Origin of the sequence: Marinobacter sp., assembly GCF_041686475.1 — a bacterium.
In the GTDB taxonomy this organism is placed as follows: domain Bacteria; phylum Pseudomonadota; class Gammaproteobacteria; order Pseudomonadales; family Oleiphilaceae; genus Marinobacter.
The window spans coordinates 37,515-61,773 of record NZ_JAWLDU010000011.1 but is presented as its reverse complement, the minus strand read 5'-3'; the positions used below and the strand labels follow the sequence as shown (position 1 = coordinate 61,773).

General features: G+C 55.7%; 19 protein-coding genes. 11 read left to right on the top strand and 8 right to left on the bottom strand.

All coding sequences use genetic code 11. The features are described from left to right. The coding region (locus tag ACESMB_RS04525; protein WP_372970997.1) for a ParA family protein at window positions 1-90 on the bottom strand (90 nt) is incomplete at its 3' end. Window positions 91-308: 218 nt separating this feature from the next. Here ACESMB_RS04525 and ACESMB_RS04520 point away from each other — a divergent pair. Then, on the top strand, window positions 309-1,076 hold the full coding sequence (locus ACESMB_RS04520) for a VC0807 family protein (protein ID WP_372925342.1): 768 nt from the start codon (window positions 309-311) through the stop codon (window positions 1,074-1,076). Between the two features lie 116 nt (window positions 1,077-1,192). On the opposite strand, the gene gyrB is transcribed toward ACESMB_RS04520, so the two are convergent. The 5 genes from gyrB to dnaA form a co-directional block, all read right to left on the bottom strand. Continuing rightward, window positions 1,193-3,607, bottom strand: a complete 2,415-nt coding sequence (gyrB, locus tag ACESMB_RS04515) for a DNA topoisomerase (ATP-hydrolyzing) subunit B (RefSeq protein ID WP_372925341.1) — start codon at window positions 3,605-3,607, stop codon at window positions 1,193-1,195. Between the two features lie 85 nt (window positions 3,608-3,692). Further along, window positions 3,693-4,814: a DNA replication/repair protein RecF gene (recF, locus tag ACESMB_RS04510; RefSeq protein ID WP_372925340.1), complete on the bottom strand. Its 1,122-nt coding sequence runs from the start codon at window positions 4,812-4,814 to the stop codon at window positions 3,693-3,695. A gap of 99 nt (window positions 4,815-4,913) precedes the next feature. Beyond that, window positions 4,914-6,185, bottom strand: coding sequence for an ABC1 kinase family protein (locus tag ACESMB_RS04505; RefSeq protein WP_372925339.1), 1,272 nt, complete (start codon window positions 6,183-6,185; stop codon window positions 4,914-4,916). A gap of 31 nt (window positions 6,186-6,216) precedes the next feature. Beyond that, on the bottom strand, window positions 6,217-7,320 hold the full coding sequence (gene dnaN, locus ACESMB_RS04500) for a DNA polymerase III subunit beta (protein ID WP_372925338.1): 1,104 nt from the start codon (window positions 7,318-7,320) through the stop codon (window positions 6,217-6,219). A 57-nt stretch (window positions 7,321-7,377) separates the two neighbouring features. After that, on the bottom strand, window positions 7,378-8,823 hold the full coding sequence (gene dnaA, locus ACESMB_RS04495; protein ID WP_372925337.1) for a chromosomal replication initiator protein DnaA: 1,446 nt from the start codon (window positions 8,821-8,823) through the stop codon (window positions 7,378-7,380). 642 nt (window positions 8,824-9,465) lie between these two features. On the opposite strand from dnaA, the gene rpmH reads away from it, so the two are divergent. From rpmH to mnmE, 5 genes are all read left to right on the top strand, one after another. Further along, window positions 9,466-9,600, top strand: coding sequence for a 50S ribosomal protein L34 (gene rpmH / locus ACESMB_RS04490; protein WP_008172542.1), 135 nt, complete (start codon window positions 9,466-9,468; stop codon window positions 9,598-9,600). 15 nt (window positions 9,601-9,615) lie between these two features. After that, window positions 9,616-10,023, top strand: a complete 408-nt coding sequence (gene rnpA, locus ACESMB_RS04485; protein WP_372925336.1) for a ribonuclease P protein component — start codon at window positions 9,616-9,618, stop codon at window positions 10,021-10,023. After that, entirely contained in the window at window positions 10,023-10,316 is a 294-nt protein-coding gene (gene yidD / locus ACESMB_RS04480; protein ID WP_372925335.1) for a membrane protein insertion efficiency factor YidD, read from the top strand. The genes rnpA and yidD overlap by 1 nt, the downstream gene beginning before the upstream one ends. Before the next feature lie 4 nt (window positions 10,317-10,320). Then, window positions 10,321-12,033 (top strand): membrane protein insertase YidC, encoded by a 1,713-nt coding sequence (gene yidC / locus ACESMB_RS04475; protein WP_372925334.1) that lies wholly within the window; start codon window positions 10,321-10,323, stop codon window positions 12,031-12,033. A 71-nt stretch (window positions 12,034-12,104) separates the two neighbouring features. Then, window positions 12,105-13,475, top strand: coding sequence for a tRNA uridine-5-carboxymethylaminomethyl(34) synthesis GTPase MnmE (gene mnmE / locus ACESMB_RS04470; protein WP_372970995.1), 1,371 nt, complete (start codon window positions 12,105-12,107; stop codon window positions 13,473-13,475). Window positions 13,476-13,665: 190 nt separating this feature from the next. Here mnmE and thpD read toward each other — a convergent pair whose 3' ends face one another. Then, window positions 13,666-14,601: an ectoine hydroxylase gene (gene thpD, locus ACESMB_RS04465; RefSeq protein ID WP_372970994.1), complete on the bottom strand. Its 936-nt coding sequence runs from the start codon at window positions 14,599-14,601 to the stop codon at window positions 13,666-13,668. 308 nt (window positions 14,602-14,909) lie between these two features. On the opposite strand from thpD, the gene ACESMB_RS04460 reads away from it, so the two are divergent. The 3 genes from ACESMB_RS04460 to ACESMB_RS04450 are packed head-to-tail and all read left to right on the top strand — an operon-like array spanning window position 14,910 to window position 19,778. Further along, window positions 14,910-15,470: a DUF3833 domain-containing protein gene (locus ACESMB_RS04460; protein WP_372925331.1), complete on the top strand. Its 561-nt coding sequence runs from the start codon at window positions 14,910-14,912 to the stop codon at window positions 15,468-15,470. A 60-nt stretch (window positions 15,471-15,530) separates the two neighbouring features. Continuing rightward, the gene (locus ACESMB_RS04455; RefSeq protein WP_372925330.1) at window positions 15,531-16,625 is read left to right on the top strand and encodes an efflux RND transporter periplasmic adaptor subunit; all 1,095 of its coding nucleotides are present in this window, start codon (window positions 15,531-15,533) and stop codon (window positions 16,623-16,625) included. A gap of 3 nt (window positions 16,626-16,628) precedes the next feature. After that, window positions 16,629-19,778, top strand: coding sequence for an efflux RND transporter permease subunit (locus ACESMB_RS04450; protein ID WP_372925329.1), 3,150 nt, complete (start codon window positions 16,629-16,631; stop codon window positions 19,776-19,778). Window positions 19,779-19,788: 10 nt separating this feature from the next. Here the strand turns inward: ACESMB_RS04450 and ACESMB_RS04445 are convergent, their stop codons facing one another. Continuing rightward, a complete protein-coding gene (locus ACESMB_RS04445; protein ID WP_372925328.1) occupies window positions 19,789-21,063 on the bottom strand; it encodes an EAL domain-containing protein in 1,275 nt (424 codons plus the stop codon). A 637-nt stretch (window positions 21,064-21,700) separates the two neighbouring features. Between ACESMB_RS04445 and mnmG the strand changes: the two genes are divergently transcribed. Then, on the top strand, window positions 21,701-23,587 hold the full coding sequence (mnmG, locus tag ACESMB_RS04440) for a tRNA uridine-5-carboxymethylaminomethyl(34) synthesis enzyme MnmG (protein WP_372925327.1): 1,887 nt from the start codon (window positions 21,701-21,703) through the stop codon (window positions 23,585-23,587). 8 nt (window positions 23,588-23,595) lie between these two features. Further along, a complete protein-coding gene (gene rsmG, locus ACESMB_RS04435) occupies window positions 23,596-24,258 on the top strand; it encodes a 16S rRNA (guanine(527)-N(7))-methyltransferase RsmG (protein WP_372970993.1) in 663 nt (220 codons plus the stop codon). The last annotated feature ends 1 nt before the right edge of the window (window position 24,259 follow it).

Sequence of the window (24,259 nt, the reverse complement as noted above, 5' to 3'; positions counted from 1 at the left end):
ACCAGCCTGGCTGGCGAGGTAGGCGATGTTTACAGCCGCTGCGGTTTTACCCACACCACCTTTGAGGCTGTAAAACGCTATGATCTTCATGCTTCCTCCCGAAGCCCTTTCCGGATGACGGCTGCCAGCTTAACCGATCCTGTTTCCGCACGTGTTTCAGTTATATGACACTAACAATGTCGATACCGCAAGGGCGGCTGCTTCGGCTATCCTTCGGTTTGTGGTGGTTTCATCGTATACTGCCTGAGAACTTTTTCGGTATGCTGGACTCATACCAGCATTGCTTCCCCGAACCTTCAGGCTGATTTATGACCTCCGCGGAACCCCAGACAAGACCCACTCACAAGCCCAGGCCTTGGGTAGACCTGCTTGTAAGCATCATTATTCCCTCAGTTATTCTGATGAAACTGAGTGGTGATGAATACCTGGGTAGCGTGATGGCCCTGATTATCGGGCTTGCTTTCCCATTGGGCTGGGGGCTGTTCGAACTTGTGCGCTACCGCAAGTACAACTTTATTGCAGTACTGGGTGTGATCAGTGTCGGGCTTACCGGTGGTATCGGCCTGATGGAACTGGATGCAGGCTGGCTGGCGATCAAGGAAGCCGCCGTTCCTGCAGTCATTGGCATTGCCGTGCTTATCTCCACCCGGACCAGATACCCTCTGGTAAAAACGCTGCTGTATAACCCCACGGTGCTGGATGTGGACAAGATCCAGGGTGTATTGAAAGAGCGGGGAAGCGAGGCAGAGTTCGAGGCAAGGCTGCTCAAGGCAAGCTACTTCTTCAGCCTGACGTTCCTGTTTTCCTCCATCATGAACTTTGTGCTGGCCAAGTGGATTGTCACCAGCCCGTCTGGAACCCAGGCGTTTAACGAAGAGCTGGGACGAATGACCCTGGTGAGTTATCCAATGATTGCGATTCCATCGATGATCATGATGATCGCCATTTTCTATTATTTATGGCGCACCATCCGCCGCCTTACCGGCTACACCCTCGAAGAAGTCATGGCGCCGCACCTGGCAGCCCAGCACGAGAGCAAGTCGCCGGACTCAACCACCGGTCGACAGGATCCCTGACCACTGGCCTTTGGATTTCAAGCTATTGTTTTTAAGTAAAAAAGCGGCCATCTGGCCGCTTTTTTTGTAACCCTGCCAACAACACAGGGCACGCCTCGCGGTATTCCCCGGTAACGTCAGATATCCAGGTTAGTCACTTCCAGAGCATTGTTCTGGATGAACAACCGACGTGGCTCCACATCGTCACCCATGAGAGTAGTAAAGATCTGGTCTGCCGCAATAGCATCCTCAATGGTCACTTTCATCATGCGACGGGTTTCAGGATCCATGGTCGTTTCCCACAGCTGCTCCGGATTCATCTCGCCCAGCCCCTTGTAGCGCTGAATGTTCAGACCACGCTGAGCTTCCTTCATCAGCCAATCCAGTGCACCGGCAAAGGACAGCGCCGTCTGTTTACGCTCACCACGCTGGATATAGGCGCCCTCTTCCACCAGGCCGTCCAGCGTTTCCCCCATCCGCGCAATGGCAGAGTAGGAAGATGACTCGAAGAATTCATGGCTGAAGACGTGGTTGTGGGGAATACCGTGGACGTAGATCACCACCTTTGGCAGGTAGAGATTGCGCTCGGTATCCTTTTCCACCGAGAAGGTGTATTTGGTGCCGGTGCGGGTGTCCAGATGCAGGCCTTCACCCAGGCGGGCAACCCACCGGGCCACCGCTTCCTCATCCTTCAGGTCTTCCGGTTTCAGGGTCACATTATCCAGCATCTGCCGGAGAACCTTGGCAGGATAGGCGCGGGACAGGCGATCGATCATTGCCATCACTGCCTGGTAATCCTTGACCATGGTTTCCAGTGCAGAATCCTTGATGGCAGGCGCTTCGGGGTTCACATAAAGCTGGGCTCCTTCCAGAGCGGTCTGTGTCAGGTAGGCTTCCTTGGCCTTTTCATCCTTCAGATACTGCTCCTGCTTGCCGCGTTTGACCTTGTACAATGGCGGCATGGCAATGAATACATGGCCGCGCTCAATGATTTCCCGCATCTGGCGGAAAAGGAAGGTCAGCAACAGGGTACGGATGTGGGAGCCATCCACGTCCGCATCGGTCATGATAATCAGCGAATGGTAACGCAGCTTTTCAGGATTGAATTCTTCCCGGCCAATACCGCAGCCCAGGGCAGTGATCAGTGTACCCACTTCGGCCGATGACAACATCTTGTCAAATCGCGCCTTCTCCACGTTCAGAATCTTGCCCTTGAGCGGAAGAATCGCCTGGGTTTTACGATCACGCCCCTGCTTGGCACTGCCGCCGGCAGAATCACCCTCCACGATGAACAGTTCTGACAGGGCGGGATCCTTTTCCTGGCAGTCTGCCAGTTTGCCCGGCAGCCCGGCGATATCAAGTGCTCCCTTGCGGCGTGTCATATCCCGTGCCTTACGGGCAGCCTCACGGGCGCGGGCAGCTTCGATCATCTTGTTGACGATCAACTTGGCCTCGTTGGGCTGCTCCTGAAGGAAATCTGCAAACGACTGATACAGTTCCTGCTCGACCGCCGTCTTCACTTCGGACGAAACCAGTTTGTCCTTGGTCTGGGATGAGAATTTGGGATCCGGTACCTTCACGCTGATGATCGCGGTCAGACCTTCGCGGGCATCATCGCCAGAGGTACTGACTTTTGCCTTCTTGCCCAGGCCCTCGTGTTCAATGTAGTTATTCAGCGAACGGGTGAGGGCGGCCCGGAATCCTGCCAGGTGAGTACCACCATCCCGCTGGGGAATGTTGTTGGTAAACGTGTAGATGTTTTCCTGGAAGGCATCGTTCCACTGCATGGCCACTTCAACGGCAATACCGTCTTCGCGCTCCTTGATGAAGTGAAATACCCGGTTGATCGGTGTCTTGTTAGAGTTCAGATGCTCGACAAAAGCCCGCAAACCACCCTCGTATTCAAATACTTCCTCTTTGCCGGACCGCTCATCCTGCAGGCGGATGCGCACACCACTGTTCAGAAACGCCAGTTCCCGCAACCGCTTGGCTAGGATATCCCAGTGAAATTCGATACTTGTAAATGTCTCTGGAGAGGGGATGAAATGAACCTTGGTACCACTGGCATCGGTATCGCCGACGACACCCAGAGGAGCTTTCGGCACACCACCGTTGTAGACCTGCTCATAGACTTTGCCATCGCGACGAATGGTCAGGGTCAGGGAAGAAGAAAGGGCATTTACGACGGAAACGCCGACACCATGCAGGCCCCCGGAAACCTTGTAGCTGTTGTCATCGAACTTACCGCCGGCATGAAGAACGGTCATGATAACTTCTGCGGCAGATACACCCTCTTCCTCGTGGAGATCAACGGGAATACCGCGGCCGTTATCCTTTACGGTGACTGACTCGTCCGCATGAATGATCACTCCGATTTCGGAACAATGCCCAGCGAGCGCTTCATCAATTGAGTTATCCACCAACTCGAAGACCATGTGATGCAGTCCGGTACCGTCATCGGTATCACCGATGTACATGCCGGGCCGTTTCCGCACCGCGTCCAGTCCTTTCAATACCTTGATACTGGAGGAATTGTAGTTCGATTCGCTCATTAGGGCACTCCTGAAGGGGTAATTTCCCGGCCTGAAACCATTACCTCGGCTGCAGAGATATAAAGTGGCTCAACCGGGCCTTGTTCTATTCTTCCGTCAATTTTCCGTGTTCCACGTGGAACAATCTGTATTCGGGCATCGTATCTTGCCAAAGCTCCTCAGGTCGCGGAGGCTCTATCGAGGTCAGGAAAACCTGGCATCGTAATTCGTACAGCTTCTGTGCCAGCATGGCCCGATGCCCCACATCCAGTTCTGCGTTTATGTCATCCAGCAGAAAGGTGACCTGTTTCTCCAGATCGCTCAATACCATGCCCTGAGCAATCTTCATTAATATGACCAGCGTTTTCTGTTGTCCCCGGGAGAAGGTCTCCGATACCGGACGGCCCTGGAACCGCAATCGGATATCGGCGCGATTGGGCCCATACAATGTATGACCCATCTTCTGTTCCTGCTCCCGATGTGCTTTTAACACATCAAACAGGGACTGGGACGAGTCCCAACCTGCATAAAAATCAAGCTTGAGTCCGTCAACCCAGGGTGCGTCAATCTCGCCAAGGAGGCTGTCGAAGGCCCTGGTGAACAACAGAAAGGTGTCTTTCCGCGCTTTTGTAAGACGCTCTGCCAACTCCGTGTACTGGGAGTCCCAGACCTTCATCAGCGCATCATCTATTCTACCAGTTCTGAGGACTTGATTCCGCTGTAGTGTGACTCTTTGGCATTGTTGCCATACGGAGGCAAAGGAAGGTTCCACGTGGAACACTGCCCAGTCCAGAAACTGGCGTCGTTTACCAGGGCCGCCTGCAACTATATCGAATACACCGGGGTCGATAACCGATACCGGAAGGTGCAGAGCAAGGGAGGACAGATTTCGGACCGGTTCCCCGTCTACACGGAGTGTTGTCTCCTTAGCCAGGACATCCCTGGAAATGCCAACCCGGTGACTGAGTTCTCCGGCTGGCGGATTGTCATCGGCTATCCCCGTATCCAGACCCCCGAAAACTGTCAGCTTCTGCTGCCCGTGACTTACCACCGCCTGGTGACGACTGACCCGGAACGAACGGCCCAGACCAAGATAGCCAATAGCCTCGAGAACGCTGGTTTTACCACTACCGTTCTCGCCAAATAACAGATTCATGGAAGGTGAAAAACTGATTGGCGCAGAGACAAGATTGCGGAAGTGTTCCGTGTGCAATTTAACGAGCGCCATATGTCACGATAAGCCATTAACAGGGGAGACGGAACGAAAAAGGCAGCGTGCCTATCGGCGACGCTGCCCCAGTGTACAAAACCTTGTAGATGAACGCGATCAGTGAAGCATGGTCAGACGCTCATCCATAAAGACATCCATTTCAGGCGCCAGTATGTGGACATAGCGATCGAAATACAGGAACTGCTTCAGCAATAACGCAAACTCCCTCGGGAAATGAAGGCCGTGTCCTTCGCCTATCTTTACCATGTCCATAAGGATGTTGTTCACATCATCTTCAGCCTGATCCGGCTGATAAGGCACCTCATCGGGTACCATCTTGTCCATTTGCTGGTAAAGAAGGCGAAGATCATTTGCCAGTTCGCTGGCCTCAACCTTCTGATGGGTAATGCCGATACGAATCATGGCATCCGCCATCCCGTCGAAGTTACCAACCATCACGGAGGAAATAAAATCACTGACGGCCTGCCAGGTATCCGGCCGTATACGGCCTACAATGCCGAAATCTATAAATCCAACGCGCCCATCTTTCAGCACCATCAGATTACCGGCATGAACGTCCGCATGGAAAAATTCACACTGAGTGAGACTTGAGAACCAGGTGTTCATGGCAGTGATCAGAGTTCGTTCCGGGTCCCGCGCATAACCGCGAATACTTTCAAGGTCCGTAAGCGGCACACCGTGGAATCGCTCCATCGTGAGAATCCGGCGGGTGCTGCAGCTTTCATACACCAGGGGAACAGTAGCATCCTCGTTATGGGTGTTGAGCAGGAACTCACGGAACACTTTAAGGTTGTTAGCCTCCTTGATGAAGTCGCACTCCTCCATCATGGTCCGCTGGATTTCCTCGACGATTCCGGACAGTGATGTCCAGGACAGCTTCGGAGCCAGCGTTTCCAGAATCCTGGCAGACAGATACAGAAAATTAAGATCAGTGAGAAGAATGTTTTCCACACCAGGCTTCTGTACTTTGATCACCACATCCTCGCCGGTAACCAGTTTCGCGGCATGAACCTGCGCTATGGACGCAGACGCAAGCGCCACCGGATCAATATCGGAATAGACTTCTTCAATGGGACGCCCAAGTTCATCCCTGATGATCTTTTTGATCACACTGAACGGAAGGTTGGGCGTACGGTCCAGGCAGTACTGGAATTCCTCAACGTATTCTTTGGGGAAGAACGTGGGTGAACTGGCGATAAACTGACCCAGCTTTATATAGGTGGCGCCCAGAGATTCGAACGTTTGCCGCAGCAGACGAGGCGCCGGAGGTCTGTCACCACGGACCCAGTTTGCACCGGTACGACCAAGTACAGACAAGGTCTGGCCGATTCGAAAGGCACCTTTGAGACTGTTCGTCACCGTTCCCATGTTCTATTCCTTATCCCGTAAACATTGTCTTCTACAGCCGCATGGGCATAACAACGTAGAGGCAGCGGTTGTCGTTCTGGGCTTCTATCAGGGCGCTGCTGTTGGGATTCGCCAGGGTAATTTTCACCTGGTCCTCCTCCAGCGCGTTCATTACGTCCACCAGGTAGCCTACGTTGAATCCGATCTGCAGTGATTCGCCCTGGTATTCCACAGGCAATGCGTCTTCAGCCTGCTCCTGATCCGGATTATTGGCAAACACCTGGAGTTCATTGGGAGCCAGGTTCAGCCGCACACCACGGATATTTTCATGGGACAGAATACCGGCACGCTGAAGGGTATTTTTCAGCGTCGCCCTGTCCGCCAGTACAATCTTGTCACCACCTCGTGGGATTACCCGGTTGTAGTCGGGGAACTTGCCTTCGATCAGCTTCGAGGTGAAGGTGTAGGATCCAACAGTCGCTCGCAGGTGGTTGTCTCCGATTACCAGTGTAACCGGGGTGTCAACATCATCCAGCAGGCGCGACAGCTCCAGCACACCCTTGCGCGGTACAATCACCTGGCGCGGTTCCGGACACCCTGTCGGCAGGTCAAAATGCGCCATGGCCAGACGATGGCCGTCCGTGGCAACCGTGCGTACGTGGTCTTTGTCCACTTCCAGCAATAAGCCGTTGAGGTAGTAACGAACGTCTTGCTGCGCCATGGCAAACGCGGTGGCATCGAACATCCTGCTCAGTTCCTTCTGGGGAAGCTCAAGCCGGAAACTTTCGGCTTCGTCCTCAACGTTGGGAAAGTGCTCTGCGGGCAGGGTCGACAGCGTAAAATGACTGGCGCCACAACGCAGATGCAGGCGATCACCCTCCAGTGCCAGTTCGATGGGCGCTTCATCACCCAATGCCCGGCAGATGTCGGAAAGCTTTCTTGCAGGTACGGTAATACGCCCCGGCTGGTCAACATGTACCGGTGAAACCCGGCCCACGAGCTCAACCTCCATATTGGTTCCGGTAAGGATAAGGGTATTGTCCTCTGCCACCAGCAATACGTTGGACAGCACCGGCATGGTCTGTTTGCGCTCCACTACACCAGCGATGGATTGCAGCGGGGTTAGCAGGGATTCTCGGCTGATCGTCAGTTTCATGGCACTCAGCATTCTTTTATTGGAAGGTGAATGTTTATTGGTTGTTCACAGAACCGGTCAGGTTGTAAGCAACCGCATAAAGTTCTGATAATCCTCGCGGATCCCCGGGTCTGTCTCCTGGAGTTCCACAATTTTCTTGCAGGCATGAAGCACTGTTGTGTGGTCACGGCCACCAAAAGCGTCGCCGATTTCCGGTAGGCTGTGGTTGGTCAGCTCCTTGGCAAGCGACATCGCAACCTGCCTTGGCCGGGTAACCGTCCGGGTACGCCGTTTCGATAACAGGTCAGAGACCTTGATCTTGTAATACTCCGCCACGGTGCGCTGAATATTATCAATACTCACCTGCTTTTCATGCAGTGCCAGCAGATCCTTGAGGCTTTCCCGGATAAACGGCGGAGTAATCTCCGAGCCAGTGAAGTGAGCATTCGCTATCACCAGACGAAGCGCCCCTTCTAGCTCACGTACGTTTGATCTGATTTTCTGGGCAATAAAAAACGCAGCCTCACTGCTGAGTTTTACATTCACCTGATCGGCTTTTTTCATCAGGATAGCCACCCGGGTTTCCAGTTCCGGTGGCTCAACCATGACGGTAAGGCCCCAGCCGAATCGCGACTTGAGCCGCTCTTCCATGTCCACAATCTCTTTTGGAAAACGGTCACAGGTAACAATAACCTGCTGACCGCCTTCAAGCAGCGCATTGAAGGTGTGGAAAAACTCTTCCTGCGAACGCTCCTTGCGGGCAAAAAACTGGATATCATCGATCAACAGCGCATCGACAGACCGGTAGTAGCGTTTGAACTCATTAATCGCGTTGAGCTGCAGCGCCTTGACCATGTCGGCCACAAACCGTTCAGAACGCAGGTAAGCCACCTTTGCCCTTGGATTGCGACGTACGATGTCATTGCCAATGGCATGCATCAGGTGGGTCTTGCCCAAACCCACGCCGCCATAGAGAAACAACGGGTTGTAGGCACCTCCTGGATTTTCCGCAACCTGCATGGAGGCTGCTCTGGCGAGCTGGTTGGACTTGCCTTCCACGAAGGTATCGAAAGTAAAACCCTCATTAAGAAAGCTCTGGTGCTTGATATCACCCTCAACCTGTACCGGCCGCCGGCTATCGGTTTTTGACCTGGCTGAGCGGGGATTCACGGTAGCCGCGATTCCTTTTTCCTCCTCCGTCACCGTACCGGCCGACTCCTGCTCGGAAGCAGCACCGTTAACAGCCGTTTCTGAACGAACAACCAGTTCCGCCGTTTTTGGCGCCGAACCCACCTTCATATTAACAAGCGGTGCCTGGCCGCCGTGCAGATCTTTCAGCACTTCCTCTATTCGCCTGAGGTATTTTTCATTAACCCAGTCCATCACAAAACGGTTTGGCGCAAACAGCATCAGCTGACCCTCACGGTGATCAGACTGCAAGGGCCGTAGCCAGGTATTGAATTGCTGAGCGGGAAACTCGTCCCGGAGTACTTCCAGACACTGATGCCAGATATTATTCGGCACGACAGTCTTGCCTCCGATGCCTCAGAAATTACTCGTAACGGATCTCCATGACCCGACGAAAGAGATGACAAAGGATTCTAACCTGAGCACCCCTCGAGTGAAAGGGTCAAAAGCATTTAATAAACAGCCTGTGGAAATTTAAATTGTTTATTTTCATTATTTTACAGACTTACCTACAGGCTTGTGTACAGAAAATAAAAGCAACGTCAGTTACCCACAACCCCCTGTTCGCAACCCGGCCCCAACCCTGTGCACAACCCCTATAACTACGGTGCATAAATCACCCTGTTTACCTCAGGCCATGTTACCCACATGTCCTGCCTCGGTTATACACAGGCCTCACCGGCACTTGTCAACTGACTTTCATGCTCCCCAGATCCTCGGTTTTAAGGCTTTTTTTCCGCTTATCCACAGAAAATGGCCTGTGTAATAACAGTAATAATAGTCTTTAAAGAGATTAAAAAAGACTTACTGAATCTATTACTAACCAACACTTTCCGGGCCGTTTCCCGATAGGCGTATGACGTAAACAATAGGCATTGAATTCCCTGGCCACATTGCATAGAATGCCGCTCCTGTTTTGGCTGATCATTTTCCAGTCAACTATTGAATTTCAAATACCCGTAATGTGAGATCGACACCATGAAAAGAACGTTTCAACCAAGCGTACTGAAGCGTAAGCGCGTTCACGGTTTCCGTGCCCGCATGGCTACTGCCAACGGCCGCAAGGTTATTTCCCGCCGTCGTGCAAAGGGCCGTGCCCGTTTGTCTGCGTAAGACATTGACCGCCTGATGAAGGCTTTGACCTTTCCCAAATCATCCAGGTTGCTGAAACCCGGCGATTACGGCAAAGTCTTCGATGACGTTCAAATCAGGGTTCCGCACCGGAATTTTCTGATCCTGGCAACACCCAACACCCTGGGGCGTGCCAGGATCGGACTGGTGTTTTCCAAGAAAAATCTCAAACTCGCGGTCCAGCGCAATCGGGTAAAACGCAGGGTTCGGGAAACTTTCAGGCATCAGACAGACTTCCCTGCTCTGGACATTGTGGTACTCGGGCGCAGAGGGCTGATCGAGCTTGATAATCAAACGCTCAATGCTACCCTGACGGAGCTCTGGTCTCGTCTCAGGAAGAAACACCACCAGCTCCAGAAACCCTCAACATCGGAACATTCCGGTACCGGCAAAGGAACGGGTTAATGCGCAAACTGTTGCTCCTGCCCATCCGAGTCTACCAGTACGCAATCAGCCCCATGATGGCCAGCCACTGCCGTCACTATCCGACCTGTTCCCAGTATGCTATTGAAGCCATAACCACCCATGGTGCGATAAAAGGCCTTTTTCTTTCGGTGAAACGTCTTCTGAGGTGTCATCCCTGGGGGAAAGGCGGGTATGATCCCGTTCCGGGCACTGAAGTCTGCAGTGAGGTAATACCGACCACCTGCTGCGGGCCGGCCAGCCAAACCCATAACACTAACCAGACCAAACAGTAAGTTTATGGATATTCAACGCATTGTATTGTTTGCCGGCCTGGCCATTGTCAGTTACCTGATGGTTCTTGCCTGGAATGAAGACTATAACCAGCCCCAGACCGAGCAGGTAGCCGAGGAGACCAGTTCCAGTGCCCAGTCAGGAGACAGCGATGACCTGACACTGCCGGACGAATCCGCAGACGGCTCTGAATCTTCCGAAGAAGAGTTCACCACGCCGGAAGGCGACAGCGAAGCCATTGGCAGTACCGGAAATGGTTCGGTGGAAGTCAGCGATCAGCTAATTACCGTGCGTACCGACGTCTACGAACTGAAAATTGATCGGTTAGGCGGTAATCTCATCGAGAGTTCCCTGCTCCAATACGATCGCTCTCTAGACAGTGAAGAATCCCTGCGGATCCTGACCAATACCAACCGGCGCACCTACATCATGGAAAGCGGTCTTATCGGCCGTGATGGTATCGACAGCAAACGCAACGGAAACGCGCCGGTTTACGATGTCTCTGCCAGTGAATTCGAACTGGAGGAAGGCGAAGATTCGCTGACGGTAGATCTGAGCTATACCACCGATAATGATGTGGAAATCACCAAACGGTACCGGTTTGCCCGTGACAGCTATGAAATCGATGTCCGCTATCTGATCGATAACCAGTCCGACGATGTCTGGCAGGCCAACATGACTGGCAAGATTGTCAGGGATCAGGCGCCTGATCCAACCGCGCAAAACAGCCTGGGCATCAGGGCATTTCTGGGCATGGTTGTGAGCACCCCGGAAGACCCCTACGAAAAGTACGATTTTGATGACCTGACCGACGAACCTGTCAATCAGTCCGTCACCAATGGTTGGCTGGCTTTTCTCCAGCACTACTTTCTGGCGGCATGGGTACCTGAGCGGGATCAACCGGCACAGTTTCAGTCCACCCAGCGCGGCCCGCTCCATGTGATGGGGTTTGTATATCCCGCCACTCAGGTTCAGCCGGGAGAAACCGCAGAAGTATCAGCCCGGGCCTATGTCGGTCCCAAGATCATTGAACGTCTGGAAGAGGTCGCACCGAACCTGGATCGCACCGTTGATTTCGGCTTCCTGTTCTTTATTGCCCTGCCGCTATTCCTCATTCTGGACTGGTTCTTCGGCCTGGTGGGCAACTGGGGTGTCGCGATCATCCTGCTGACGGTTCTGGTCAAGGCCGTGTTCTTCAAGCTCTCGGCAACCAGTTACCGTTCCATGGCGAGAATGCGAGCTGTGGCGCCTCAGCTGACAAGGCTGAAGGAGCTCTACGGCGACGACCGTCAGCGAATGTCCCAGGAAATGATGGCACTGTACAAACGGGAGAAAATAAATCCCCTGGGTGGCTGTCTGCCGATACTGGTACAGATGCCGGTGTTCATTTCCCTGTACTGGGTCCTGTTCGAAAGTGTGCAGCTGCGCCATGCCCCCTTCATGCTGTGGATTCACGATCTGTCGGTAATGGATCCCTACTTCATCCTGCCGATCCTGATGGGTGCCAGCATGATGTTGCAGATGAGCCTGAACCCGACACCACCGGACCCTATGCAGGCCAAGATCATGAAGATGATGCCAATTGTCTTTACAGTCTTCTTCCTCTGGTTCCCGGCAGGTCTGGTACTGTACTGGCTGGTTAACAACATCCTGTCCATCAGCCAGCAGTGGTATATTACCCGCAAGATCGAAGGGGAAATGGCCACCAAGAAGAGCTGACAGGGCACGATCAAAGCCAGTAATCACAGAGGCTCCTTCCGGGAGCCTCTGCTGTTTCAGGGGACTACAATATGTTCAATGCCACCGATACCATTGCCGCCATTGCTACAGCACCGGGCCAGTCCGGTGTCGGTATCGTGCGGGTCTCCGGCTCGGATGCAGCCGCCATTGCCCGGCAGATGCTGGGATTCAGGCCAAAGCCCCGGTACGCTCACTATGGTCCGTTCCTGGACACCAACGGCGAGCTGATCGACGAAGGTATCGGGCTGTTTTTCCCCAATCCCCATTCCTTCACCGGCGAGGACGTAATCGAGCTACAGGGGCACGGCGGCACGGTTATCCTGGATCTGTTATTAAGAACCGTCTGCGAACTTGGAGCCCGCCTGGCCAGGCCCGGTGAATTTTCCGAAAGAGCCTTTCTCAACGACAAGCTTGACCTTACCCAGGCAGAGGCCATTGCCGACCTGATTGAGAGCAGTTCCGAGCAGGCGGCCCGTTGCGCGGTGCGGTCGTTACAGGGTGTGTTCTCCCGCCGGATTGATGCCCTGGTTGATGCCATTACCCACCTGCGGATCTATGTGGAAGCCGCCATTGATTTTCCCGAGGAGGAAATCGATTTCCTGGCGGATGGCAAAGTTGCCAACGATCTCCAGGCGATCATGGGGGATCTGGACGTTATTCTTGCGGAAGCCCAGCAGGGCACGATTCTCAGGGATGGCATGAAGGTGGTTATTGCCGGGCGGCCGAACGCCGGCAAGTCCAGTCTGCTCAATGCCCTGGCAGGTCGCGAAGCGGCCATCGTCACCGCCGTTGAGGGTACTACCCGGGATGTGCTGCGGGAACATATCCACATCGATGGCATGCCCCTGCACATTATCGACACTGCCGGCCTGCGGGACAGCCCCGATGAGGTGGAACAGATCGGCATTGCCCGGGCGTGGGAGGAAATCCGCCAGGCGGACCGTATCCTCTTGATGGTGGATGCCACCACCACACCGGAGACCGAACCGCACCGGCTATGGCCGGACTTTATTGATCAGTTACCTCAGGGAGCCCCACTTACGGTGATCCGCAACAAGGTGGATCTGACCGGTGAACCCGTTGGTATTGAACAATCCGACGAAGCGGCGGCTCCGGTCATCCGTATTGCCGCCCGATCTGCCGATGGACTCGAGGATTTACGGGATCACCTGAAGCAGTGCGTGGGATTTGCCAGTACTACAGAAGGAGGATTCATCGCCCGCCGCCGCCACCTGGATGCGCTGGAGCGGGCTCGGGATTTCATGCGGCAGGGGGAGCAGCAACTGAACGGGTTTGGTGCCGGCGAGTTGCTGGCAGAAGACCTGCGTGCAGCACAGGACGCCCTGGGAGAGATTACCGGTGCAATGACGCCAGATGAACTGCTGGGCAAGATTTTCAGCAGTTTCTGCATCGGTAAATAAGCGCAGGCATCAACCGCGAGCGTTTGTCCGATGCGTGGTCAGTCGGTCATGTGGCTGCTTGCCCCGCTGACAATGGTGTTCGTGGCCGGTACGTTATTGCTGTCCGGGTTGAATCTCAATTATTCCCGTCACCATGCGGGCAAAACGGGAACCGGGTATCGCTCCCGTTTTTGTTTCCGGCGGTCTTTCGTTACCCGGTTCTGCGGTGATGCCGGTTATCCACTGACTGGAGTGCCTCCGTCCGGGCGCGGTTGCCCAGGAACTCCGGCCTTGGTTTGTTGCCGCAGAACGGCTCTAACAGCTGGTTCTCCACACTGTTATAGACGAAGAACAGGTTGCTCCGGGGCCAGGGAGACATATTGGCGTTGGAGGCGTGCAGGGTGTTGCATTCAAAAATGATCAGCGAGCCTGCAGGGCCAGTAGGCGCCTGGATGCCATGTTGATCGATCATCCGGTCGAGATCCTGGTCCGCCGGCACGCCCAACTCCTGTTTTTTCAGGGATGACTGGTAGTTGTCCTCGGGCGTGCGACCGACACAGGGAATAAAGGTCTTGTGGGAACCCGGCACGAGCATCAATGGCCCATTGAACGGCGTGTTGTCAGTCAAAGCAATGGAAAAGCTGACGGAGCGCATACGGGGCATACCGTCTTCCGCATGCCAGGTTTCGAAATCCGAGTGCCAGTCAAAGCCTTTGCCATGGAACCCGGGCTTGAAGTTGATGCGGGACTGGTGGATATAGGCATTGCTTCCCAGCAACTGATGCACCATTCCCAGGATATGACGGTCCCGGGTCAGCCGGTCAAAACGATCAGAGAGTTCGTGGATGCCGAAAATCGAACGTATTTCCTGCTTGCCCGGCTCGGTGATTGTGCCTTCTGAGTGCAGTATGGTGGTGTCGTTCTCGTAGGCTCGCAGGTCGTCACGGAAACGCTGCACTGTCATGGCATCGAGAAAGTTGTTGCATACCAGGAAGCCGTCTCTTTCGTATTGAGCCAGTTCGGTCTCGCTCAGCGGGCCGTCGGTGCGGTCTCGACCGCTACTGTGGACCACCGGGTCAAGGCGATCGAAACTTGCGTTGGGGCGCTCAAGCCGGGTGGGGTACAGATCGTCAGTACGAGTCTCCATGGTCAAACCTCCCTATTTTTCTATCGCAAAGGGGAAACCGCACTGGCTTCCCCAAAAGCAAAAAAACAACAAGTTGATCTGGTATGGAATACCGCGCGAATGGCGGCTATTTAGAAGTCTGGGGGCGGTTGCCGGAATTTCAAGGAGCGGACATCCAGGAGCCGCTCCGGAAGAATTGAAAATCCCGGAACCGCAAAGCCTTGCAGCTTTAATTGCCCGTTGTTTTACGGCATTGATCGGTAACCGTGCTTTCGGCGTATTTCAAAGGTTACAAATTGTTTTCGCAACGTCCCGAGAGTGTAAAAGTCATGCAAAGTTCAGCCGGATCAAAGGTCATCACTGGTTTGCCCCGCTATCTGTGGTTATTGTTATCCACAGCCCTGCTCGTCGGCTGCGCCGGGCCGGCGCTGGAGGATTACAAGGATCGCAAACCGGTACTGACGCCCCAGGAATTCTTCACCGGCGAACTTTCCGCCCGGGGGGTGGTCAAGGATTTTTCAGGGGAAGTGATTCGTACCTTTGATGCGGATATTTCCGCCAGCTGGGACAGCGACGGTGTCGGCACCCTGGATGAAGAGTTCCGTTTTGATGATGGCGAAGTCCAGACCCGGGTCTGGACCCTTACCCCGGATGACGGTGCCCTGCACGCGGATGCAGGGGATGTGGTGGAGCCTGGCTCCATGCGCTGGCAGGGTAACGCCATCAATATGAATTATGTCCTGAGAGTGCCATATGGTGATGACACCATCGATGTACGCATGGATGACTGGATGTATCTGATCACATCCGACACGCTGATCAACCAGACCACCATGAGCAAGTGGGGAATCGACGTCGGTGAAATTGTACTGGTGATCAGCAGGAAATAGCCGGGCGGTGCCCTGGCGACGCCAATGCGAGCAACATAAAACCAATTAACAGAGAAGATTATGGCTAAGCAATGGCTGATCGCCCTGGTTCTTGTGGTCCTGGCAACCGGAGGGGCTTTCTCCTGGCAGTATTTTGGCCAGGAAGAATCTGGGGGCGCACAGAGAGAGCGCCCGGCAAGCAAGGTGAATGCGATCAGCCCCAGCATGGAATTGGTTCGGGATTCCGTCAACGCGGTGGGCAACCTGAGGGCCCTTGATCAGGTGGAGCTGACCACTGAAGTCAGTGGCCGTGTGGTGGAAATGAACCTGACCAGCGGAAAGCGGGTTGGCCAGGGTCTGTTGTTGCTGCGCCTGGACGACCGTCAGGCGCGGGCTGATCTGCAGGTAGCGGAAGCCACTCTGGCAGATGCTCGCCGTCAGTATGAACGGGCGCAGCGCCTGCAGGCCAACAACAGCATTTCACAGTCCCGGGTGGATGAGCTCCGGACCGCCATGGATGTGGCCGAGGCCCAACGGGAGTCAGCCCGGACCCGTCTCGACAACCACCGCATTGAGGCCCCTTTCGAGGGCGTTATCGGACTCAGTGATATCAGCCTTGGCACCTACCTCAGTTCCGGAACGCCGGTCACCACCCTTGATTCAACAGATCGTATGGAATTGGGTTTTTCCGTTCCCGAGCGTTTCCTGGGTCAGGTGCAGATGGGACAGATGGTCCGTGGCACGTCGCCGGCCTATCCCGACGAGGGGTTTCAGGGTGAACTGGTGGAAATGGGTACGCGGATCAACGAACTCAGCCGCACTTTGCCGGTGCGTGCCATTATCGACAATCCGGATGGCAAGTTACGCCCGGGTCAGTTCATGTCTGCCAACCTGACTCTGCGGGAGCGGGAAGCACTGGTCATTCCCGAGCAGGCCATCATGATCCGTGGTGACGACAAATATGTGTTCATTGCCGAGGACGGTGTCGCCCGCCGGGTATCCGTTTCCACAGGTTCCCGCTCGCCCGGCTGGGTGGAGGTATCCGACGGCTTAGCGGAGGATGACCGGGTGATCGTCACCGGTCAGGATCGTCTCAGCAGTGGTGACCGTATTGATGTGGTGGATGACGACGAGGCAATTCCGGATAACCGTTTTGCCAGTTCCCCGGAGTCCTGATCGATGATCCTCTCGGACATCTCCATCAAGCGCCCGGTTTTCGCCACCGTTATCAGCCTGCTTATCCTGGTTTTCGGTCTGGCTGCCCTGCGCGGCCTGCCAGTACGTGAGTACCCGGATATCGACCCGCCGGTGGTGTCAATTTCCACCGATTACACCGGCGCGGCCGCTGAAGTGGTGGATACTCAGATCACCCAGGAGATCGAAAGCGCCATCAGTGGTATCGAGGGTATCCGTTCCATCGAGTCCAGTACCGAACAGGGCGAGTCCCGCACGTCCATCGAGTTCAATACATCGCGGAATGTGGACATTGCCGCCAACGATGTCCGGGATGCAGTCGCCCGGGTGGCCAATAACCTGCCCGAAGAAGCCGACCCGCCGGTAGTTCGTAAGGCGGATTCCGACGCCCGTCCGATGATGTGGCTGTCATTGCGCAGTGATGTCTGGGACAGCGCTGAGCTTAGTGATTTTGCCGAAAGAGTACTGGTAGATCGTCTTTCCGTTCTGGATGGTGTGGCGGATGTCCGGATTGGTGGCGAGCGGCGCTATGCCATTCGCGTCTGGCTGGATCGTGAAAAACTGGCTTCCAGGGACATGACAGTGGCCGAGGTGGAACGGGCCCTCAGGTCGAATAATGTAGAGCTTCCAGCGGGTTCGGTGGAATCCTCTACCCGGGATTTTACTGTACGTGCCAAAGGGCGGCTCAGTGGCGTCGATGAATTCCGTCAGCTGGTTATCCGTCGTGACGGTAACGATCTGCTCAGGCTCGGTGAAGTTGCCAATGTGCAGTTGGGGGTCGAGTCCGACACCAGCCGTCTGCGCTTTAACGGGCAGACCGCGGTGGGGCTGGGGGTCATCCGGCAATCCAAATCCAACACCGTTGCTGTCTCGGACCTGGTTCGTGCAGAACTGGATAAAATCCGCGAAACCCTGCCCCCGGAAGTCAACATCGCTGAAAGCTACGATGAATCCATCTTTATCCGTGCTTCTATCCGGGAAGTCGCCATCACACTGGCGATCGCGGTATCCCTGGTCATTCTGGTTATTTTCATGTTCCTGCGCTCCTGGCGTGCGACACTGATTCCTGCGGTGACCATTCCGGTGGCGGTCATCGGTGCGTTCATCGGCCTTGGTGCCCTCGGTTTCTCCATCAACGTGCTGACGCTGTTGGCCGTTATCCTTGCCATCGGCCTGGTGGTGGATGACGCCATCGTGATGCTGGAGAACATCCAGCGGCGTATTGACGAAGGTGAACCACCGCTGCTGGCGGCCTATCGCGGTGCCCGGCAGGTGGCGTTTGCGATTATCGCTACCACCCTGACCCTGATTGCGGTGTTCGTACCTATCTCCTTCATGGGAGGCAACGTCGGGCGCCTGTTCGCGGAGTTCGGCTTTACGCTGGCGGCGGCCGTGGTGGTATCCAGTATTGTGGCACTGACACTGACTCCGATGCTGTGTTCCAAGTGGCTGAAGCACAGCCCGGAAACGGAAGAGGGCCACCGACTCTGGGCTGCCAGCGAGCGTGTTCTCAACGGGCTTACCAATGGTTATGCCCGCCTGTTGCGGTTCTCGTTGCGTCAGCCTGGCCTGTTGCTGGGTCTCGGCGTAGTGGGAATGATCATGGCGGTGGTGGTGTTTCCGAAACTGCCACAGGAGCTCGCCCCCACCGAAGACCGTGGTGTCATCATCATGCCTACCAGTGCGCCTCGTGGCTCCACGGTAGAGTACACGGACCATCATGTTCTCAAGGCCGAGGAGCAGTTGCTGCCTTACCTGGAAGATGGCAGTGCCAACCGCATACTCTCCATCGTGGGATTCCGGAATGAACCGGATAATGCCTTCATGATCATGGGCCTGGCCCCCTGGGACGAGCGGGACATCAAGCAGCAGGAAATCACCAGTGAGCTACGGGGCAAACTGGCAGGCATTCCGGGTGTGCGATCCGTGGCGGTGAATCCGCCAGGCCTGGGCCAGCGTGGGTTCAATCAGCCGGTGGAGTTTGTCATTGGTGGCCCCGACTACGACTCGGTGCAGGCATGGAGCGAGGAAATTGTCGAACGGGCGAAAGAAAACCCCGATCTCCTCAGCCTGGAAACCGATTTCGAGCTTACCCGTCCGGAACTGAACGTCACCATCGACCGGGAGCGGGCTGCGGATCTCGACGTGACGGTGGAAGATGTGGGCCTGACGCTGCAGACCATGCTGGCTTCAAGGCAGGTGACGACCTACCTGGATCGGGGCCGGGAATACGATGTGATCGTGCAGGCTTCTGATATCGATCGGGCTACCCCCAGTGACCTTGGCCGCGTGTTCCTGCGCCCACGGCAGGGTGGCGACCTGATTCCCCTGGAAGCCCTGGTTTCGATTGAAGAGGTTGGCGCCAACCCGGATCTGCGGCGCATTGACCGGTTGCCGGCGGTGGTTATCAGCGGTTCACTGGCGGACGGCTACGATCTGGGTTCGGCTCTGAACTACCTGAACGGTCTTGCTGTGGATAACCTGCCACCGGAGGCCAGGGTGAGTTACAAGGGGCTGAGCCGAGAGTTCCAGGATTCATCGGCGGCTATCTATGTGACCTTCGGGCTGGCGTTCGTGATTGTCTTCCTGGTGCTGGCGGCGCAGTTTGAAAGCTGGATTCACCCGATGATCATCATGCTGTCGGTGCCGCTGGCTGTTACAGGTGCGCTCTATGCCCTGTTCTTCTCCGGCATCACTCTCAACATCTACAGCCAGATAGGCATCATCATGCTATTGGGGCTGATGGCCAAGAACGGGATACTGATCGTGGAGTTTGCCAATCAGCTGCGCGACAGAGGCCATGAAGTCCATGATGCCATCCTGGAAGGGGCGATATTGCGTTTCCGGCCGGTTTTGATGACCACCATCTCCACGGTATTCGGGGCGGTGCCGCTGGTACTGGCAACCGGCGCCGGCGCTGAAAGCCGGGCTTCGATTGGTATCGTGATTCTTGGCGGGCTAATCTTCGCCACCACCCTGACCCTGTTCATCATTCCCGTGCTCTACAACCTGCTGGCGCGGTTTGCAAAGTCCAGCAACGCGGTGAGCGTGGAACTCGAGAAACAGGCCAGTCAATCTGCCGGCGGCCGCGGCATGGCCACTGCACCACAGTCAAAAGAGATGGACCGGTTCTGATCGCGACGGCTCAGAGTGTATGTGGAAAACACAGCTGGCCGTCGAAGAGTTCATCGGGATGCAGGTCAACACAGAACACCTGGCGGCCATTGCCGCTGGTCAATGAAGTGGACAGTGTCACCGTGCGAATGGCATCCGGTAATGCCACGTAGGGCCGGGACGCATTGATGTGCTGCGGCCGGGTAACCGCATTGCGGAAATATTCCCGGTGGGCCCAGCAGGCACCGGCTGACTGGTAGAGCGGGTTAAAATTATGAGGTGCCGCAGTGTGGGTGGCGAACACCAGGTTGCCCTGCTGCACTCCGTCCCGGTTGAGCAGGAAGCAGCGTTTGACACCTTCGATCTTCAGCATGGTTTCACACGCGGCAGTAAAGGGCTCCCCTCTTGCTACCCGAAGGCAGGCTTCAAGGATCTCGTATCTGAGCAGACGCAAAAAGTCCTGGTGATCCGAACTTTCCTTCAGGGAAGTCTGGCTGGACTGATTCATCACAGATCTCAGCGCAGCTTCACCCTGAGCCACCGTGGCCTGGTTGATGGCATCCGGCATAGCCAACAGGAATCCCTGCAACAGATCAGCCTCGGTTGCCAGTGCAATTCCGGCCTGGGCCTGGTTTTCGATACCTTCCAGCAGCACCAGGCTGCCACTCTCACGAATCATCCGCACCAGGCTTTCCAGTAACTGGCGGGCACGATGGTGCTGTTCGGCATTGACCAGCAGGCTGCGATCAAGCTTCACGATCATCGGGTCCATTCGCCACAGGCGCTCGAAATTCGAATCCCCGGTACCAAAGTCGTCGATAGCGATCCGGAAACCCCTGGCTTTGGCAATATCGATAAACTTCAGCAGGGCGCCAGGGTGTTCGCTTGCGGTCTCCACCAGCTCCAGCACCACCCTGTCCGGTGAAATGCCGCACGCCTGGCACTGGTCAATCAGCCGGTCCATAGACGAGGCGGGATGGGTGCAGGTCTCCGGATTGATGTTCAGGAAAAGCCATGCGGGTATCGGATGCGTTGAAAACTGTTCCAGGTGACGGTGCAACAGAAAGTTGTCCAGCTCTACCGTCTGCCTGCTTTTGTGAGCGCTTTTGAACAGTTGTACCGGTGAGACCGCCTGGTGATCCTGGCTGACCCGCACCAGCGCTTCAAAGCCGACCAGTTTCTGATGGGTCGGGCTGAAAATTGGCTGATACACCGAGTTGAAATCGAAGTCGTTGAAAATATTCCTTTCCCGGGTGTGTCGGGCGTGGAAGGTCCGGTGTCTGGAAAACGAAATTACACTGGTCATGGTCAGGTTCCCTCAGCGGTGAAGCCGCACTGGCCCTGGGCTGAAATTTGATTGAAAGCTGTGAATCCCCGCGAATTTCATGCCAGTTCGTCATTAAACAGGCGGATATAGTCATTTAAAGGTGTCAATAAACGATCATCGGTTGGCAGGCCCCAGAAATCTGCACCGTTAACGGGCAATGCCCGGATGATTGCCCAAAAATGGAACAGCCCAAGGGCGCGGAACAGTGCGGCTGTTGCTGGCGGCATCAAACTGTGGATAAATAATTGGATAACCTTCGGATAAGCTTTGAGTAAAACTCTACAAAATATTTAAAAACATACGGTTAGGATGTTTTTTGGTGCCTTCAGAAGCACTCCATGAATGTGGATAACTTTCTTGAAAACTTTTATGAGAAGATCACGACAAGACGCTGAAATTTTTCGGATTTCGGTTTTCACCTATCTGTGAAACCTGGCGTGGAACACCCTGGAGTGCGCGGGTGGTCTGCCAGAAGGTTAATATGGGCTTCCAGTCTGGTTAAAATTTGCACATTCTGACTGCAATTTACAGGGTAAGGCGTTATAATCCCCGCCCTGATTTTCAGGCTGTTATTGATACCCAGAATTTTTGATACCCCGTTTGCCGAGGTGATGTAGTGGATTATCCGACCCGTTTCGACGTGATTGTCATTGGTGGTGGCCATGCCGGCACTGAAGCCGCGCTGGCGGCTGCGCGTATGGGATCACAGACCCTGCTGCTGACCCACAACATTGAAACCCTGGGCCAGATGTCCTGCAATCCGGCCATTGGCGGTATTGGCAAGAGCCATCTGGTCAAGGAAATCGACGCCCTTGGTGGCGCCATGGCGATGGCTACAGACAGGGCCGGAATCCAGTTCCGCGTGCTCAATTCCCGCAAGGGCCCTGCGGTTCGGGCTACCCGTGCCCAGGCGGATCGGGTGCTTTACAAGGCGGCCATTCGTGAAATCCTCGAGAACCAGCCCAACCTGACCCTGTTTCAGCAGGCCGCCGACGACCTGATTGTCGACGGTGAGCAAATCACCGGCGTGGTAACACAGTCCGGCATCCGCTTCCGAGCGCCCACGGTGGTACTGACCACCGGTACTTTCCTCGGCGGTGTTATTCACATTGGTATGCAGCAGCATTCCGGCGGCCGTGCCGGTGACGCTCCCGCCAACGCCCTCGCGCAGCGCTTGCGTGAGCTGCCGTTCAATGTCGGGCGCCTGAAAACCGGTACCCCGCCTCGGATCGACGCCCGCAGCGTGGACTTTTCCGTGATGCAGGAGCAATGGGGTGATGACCCGGCACCGGTGATGTCGTTCCTGGGTTCCCGTGCCCAGCATCCCGAGCAGGTTTGCTGCTACGTCACCCGCACCACCGAGCAGACCCACGACATCATCCGCAGCGGCTTTGACCGTTCGCCCATGTTTGCCGGCAACATCGAAGGTATCGGGCCTCGTTACTGCCCGTCCATCGAAGACAAGGTCAATCGCTTTGCGGACAAGGACTCGCATCAGATTTTCGTTGAGCCCGAGGGCCTGACCACCAATGAGTTGTATCCCAACGGCATTTCCACAAGCCTGCCGTTCGATATCCAGCTGGCCGCCGTGCGCACCATCCCCGGCTTCGAGAATGCCCATATCACCCGGCCCGGTTACGCCATCGAATACGATTTCCTCAATCCACAGGACCTGCGCCACACCCTGGAGACCAAGTTTATCCAGGGTCTGTACTTTGCCGGCCAGATCAACGGCACCACCGGCTACGAAGAAGCCGGTGCCCAGGGCCTGCTGGCGGGTATCAATGCAGCGCTGCGGGCCCAGGAGCGGGACGAATGGTACCCCCGCCGCGATGAGGCCTACCTCGGAGTGCTGGTGGATGATCTGATTACCATGGGTACCTCCGAGCCCTACCGCATGTTTACCAGCCGCGCCGAATACCGGCTGATCCTGCGGGAAGACAACGCCGACCTGCGCCTGACCGAAACCGGCCACAAGCTGGGGGTCGTGGATCAGCAGCGCTGGCAGGCCTTCAACACCAAGCGCGACGCGATCGCCAAAGAACGCAAGCGCCTGGAAACCACCCGGATTCATCCGGGTACCCCCGGTGGTGAGGCCGCCAACAGCTTCCTGCGCCAGCCCATGAACCGTGACCAGACCCTGGCGGAACTGCTACGTCGCCCGGAGATCAGCTACAGCCATATTGCTCAGATGGCTGAGGGCATCGCAGACGATCCCATTGTTGCGGACCAGGTGGAAATCGAGATCAAGTACGAGGGTTACATCTCCCGCCAGGCGGATGAGATCGAGCGCCTGCGCCGGAACGAGAACACTCTCCTGCCGGTGGATATTGATTTTGACGCCATTGGCGGCCTGTCCAACGAGATCAGGCAGAAGCTCAAGGAAGTCCGGCCGGAGACCGTGGCCCAGGCCTCACGCATCCAGGGAGTGACACCGGCGGCGATTTCCCAGGTCCTGGTGCATCTGAAAAAGCGCGACCTGTTGCGTAAACAGTCTGCCTGAGCGCACCCATGAACGATGCACTCTGGCAACGCCAGCTCGCCGAGGGTCTGGCTGATCTGAATCTGGAACTCGATGACGCCAGCCAGCACCAGCTGCTGGCGTTTCTGGCTTTGCTGAACAAGTGGAATCGCGCTTACAACCTGACGGCCGTGCGGGAACCGGCGCAGATGGTGTCCCGTCAGTTGCTGGACAGCCTGAGCATTCTGCCGTTCGTCACCACCGACCACCTGCTGGATGTAGGTGCCGGAGGCGGGCTGCCGGGCATCCCCCTGGCCATTGTTTTGCCCCATAAGAGATTTACCCTGTTGGACAGCAACAGCAAGAAAACCCGATTCCTGACCCAGTGCGTGCTGGAACTGGGCCTGAATAATGTGGAAATTATCCACGGCCGGGCGGAAAGCTGTGATCCCGCCATTCGATACCGCCAGATCAGCAGCCGCGCGTTCACGGCTCTGGACAATCTTGTTGTCTGGTGCGGACATCTGCTTGCGGATGAGGGCGAGTTCCTTGCCATGAAAGGCCAGTTTCCGGATGATGAGGTGGCGGCCCTGCCCGCGGGTTGGCAGGTAAAGTCCCGGTACCCGTTATCGGTACCCGGCTCGGACGGCGACCGGCATCTACTGGTGATCGGGCGGGATTCCGGCCATCAGAATTTCACCACAGGAGGCTAGC

Bases quoted from the DNA above. Each gene is read 5' to 3' on its own strand.
- thpD (WP_372970994.1), bottom strand. From the start codon at position 14,601: ATGGAGACTCGTACTGACGATCTGTACCCCACCCGGCTTGAGCGCCCC.
- ACESMB_RS04460 (WP_372925331.1), top strand. From the start codon at position 14,910: ATGCAAAGTTCAGCCGGATCAAAGGTCATCACTGGTTTGCCCCGCTAT.
- yidC (WP_372925334.1), top strand. From the start codon at position 10,321: ATGGATATTCAACGCATTGTATTGTTTGCCGGCCTGGCCATTGTCAGT.
- ACESMB_RS04455 (WP_372925330.1), top strand. From the start codon at position 15,531: ATGGCTAAGCAATGGCTGATCGCCCTGGTTCTTGTGGTCCTGGCAACC.
- ACESMB_RS04505 (WP_372925339.1), bottom strand. From the start codon at position 6,185: ATGGGAACGGTGACGAACAGTCTCAAAGGTGCCTTTCGAATCGGCCAG.
- yidD (WP_372925335.1), top strand. From the start codon at position 10,023: ATGCGCAAACTGTTGCTCCTGCCCATCCGAGTCTACCAGTACGCAATC.
- rnpA (WP_372925336.1), top strand. From the start codon at position 9,616: ATGAAGGCTTTGACCTTTCCCAAATCATCCAGGTTGCTGAAACCCGGC.
- ACESMB_RS04445 (WP_372925328.1), bottom strand. From the start codon at position 21,063: ATGACCAGTGTAATTTCGTTTTCCAGACACCGGACCTTCCACGCCCGA.
- dnaN (WP_372925338.1), bottom strand. From the start codon at position 7,320: ATGAAACTGACGATCAGCCGAGAATCCCTGCTAACCCCGCTGCAATCC.
- gyrB (WP_372925341.1), bottom strand. From the start codon at position 3,607: ATGAGCGAATCGAACTACAATTCCTCCAGTATCAAGGTATTGAAAGGA.
- ACESMB_RS04520 (WP_372925342.1), top strand. From the start codon at position 309: ATGACCTCCGCGGAACCCCAGACAAGACCCACTCACAAGCCCAGGCCT.
- mnmE (WP_372970995.1), top strand. From the start codon at position 12,105: ATGTTCAATGCCACCGATACCATTGCCGCCATTGCTACAGCACCGGGC.
- recF (WP_372925340.1), bottom strand. From the start codon at position 4,814: ATGGCGCTCGTTAAATTGCACACGGAACACTTCCGCAATCTTGTCTCT.
- ACESMB_RS04450 (WP_372925329.1), top strand. From the start codon at position 16,629: ATGATCCTCTCGGACATCTCCATCAAGCGCCCGGTTTTCGCCACCGTT.
- rsmG (WP_372970993.1), top strand. From the start codon at position 23,596: ATGAACGATGCACTCTGGCAACGCCAGCTCGCCGAGGGTCTGGCTGAT.
- rpmH (WP_008172542.1), top strand. From the start codon at position 9,466: ATGAAAAGAACGTTTCAACCAAGCGTACTGAAGCGTAAGCGCGTTCAC.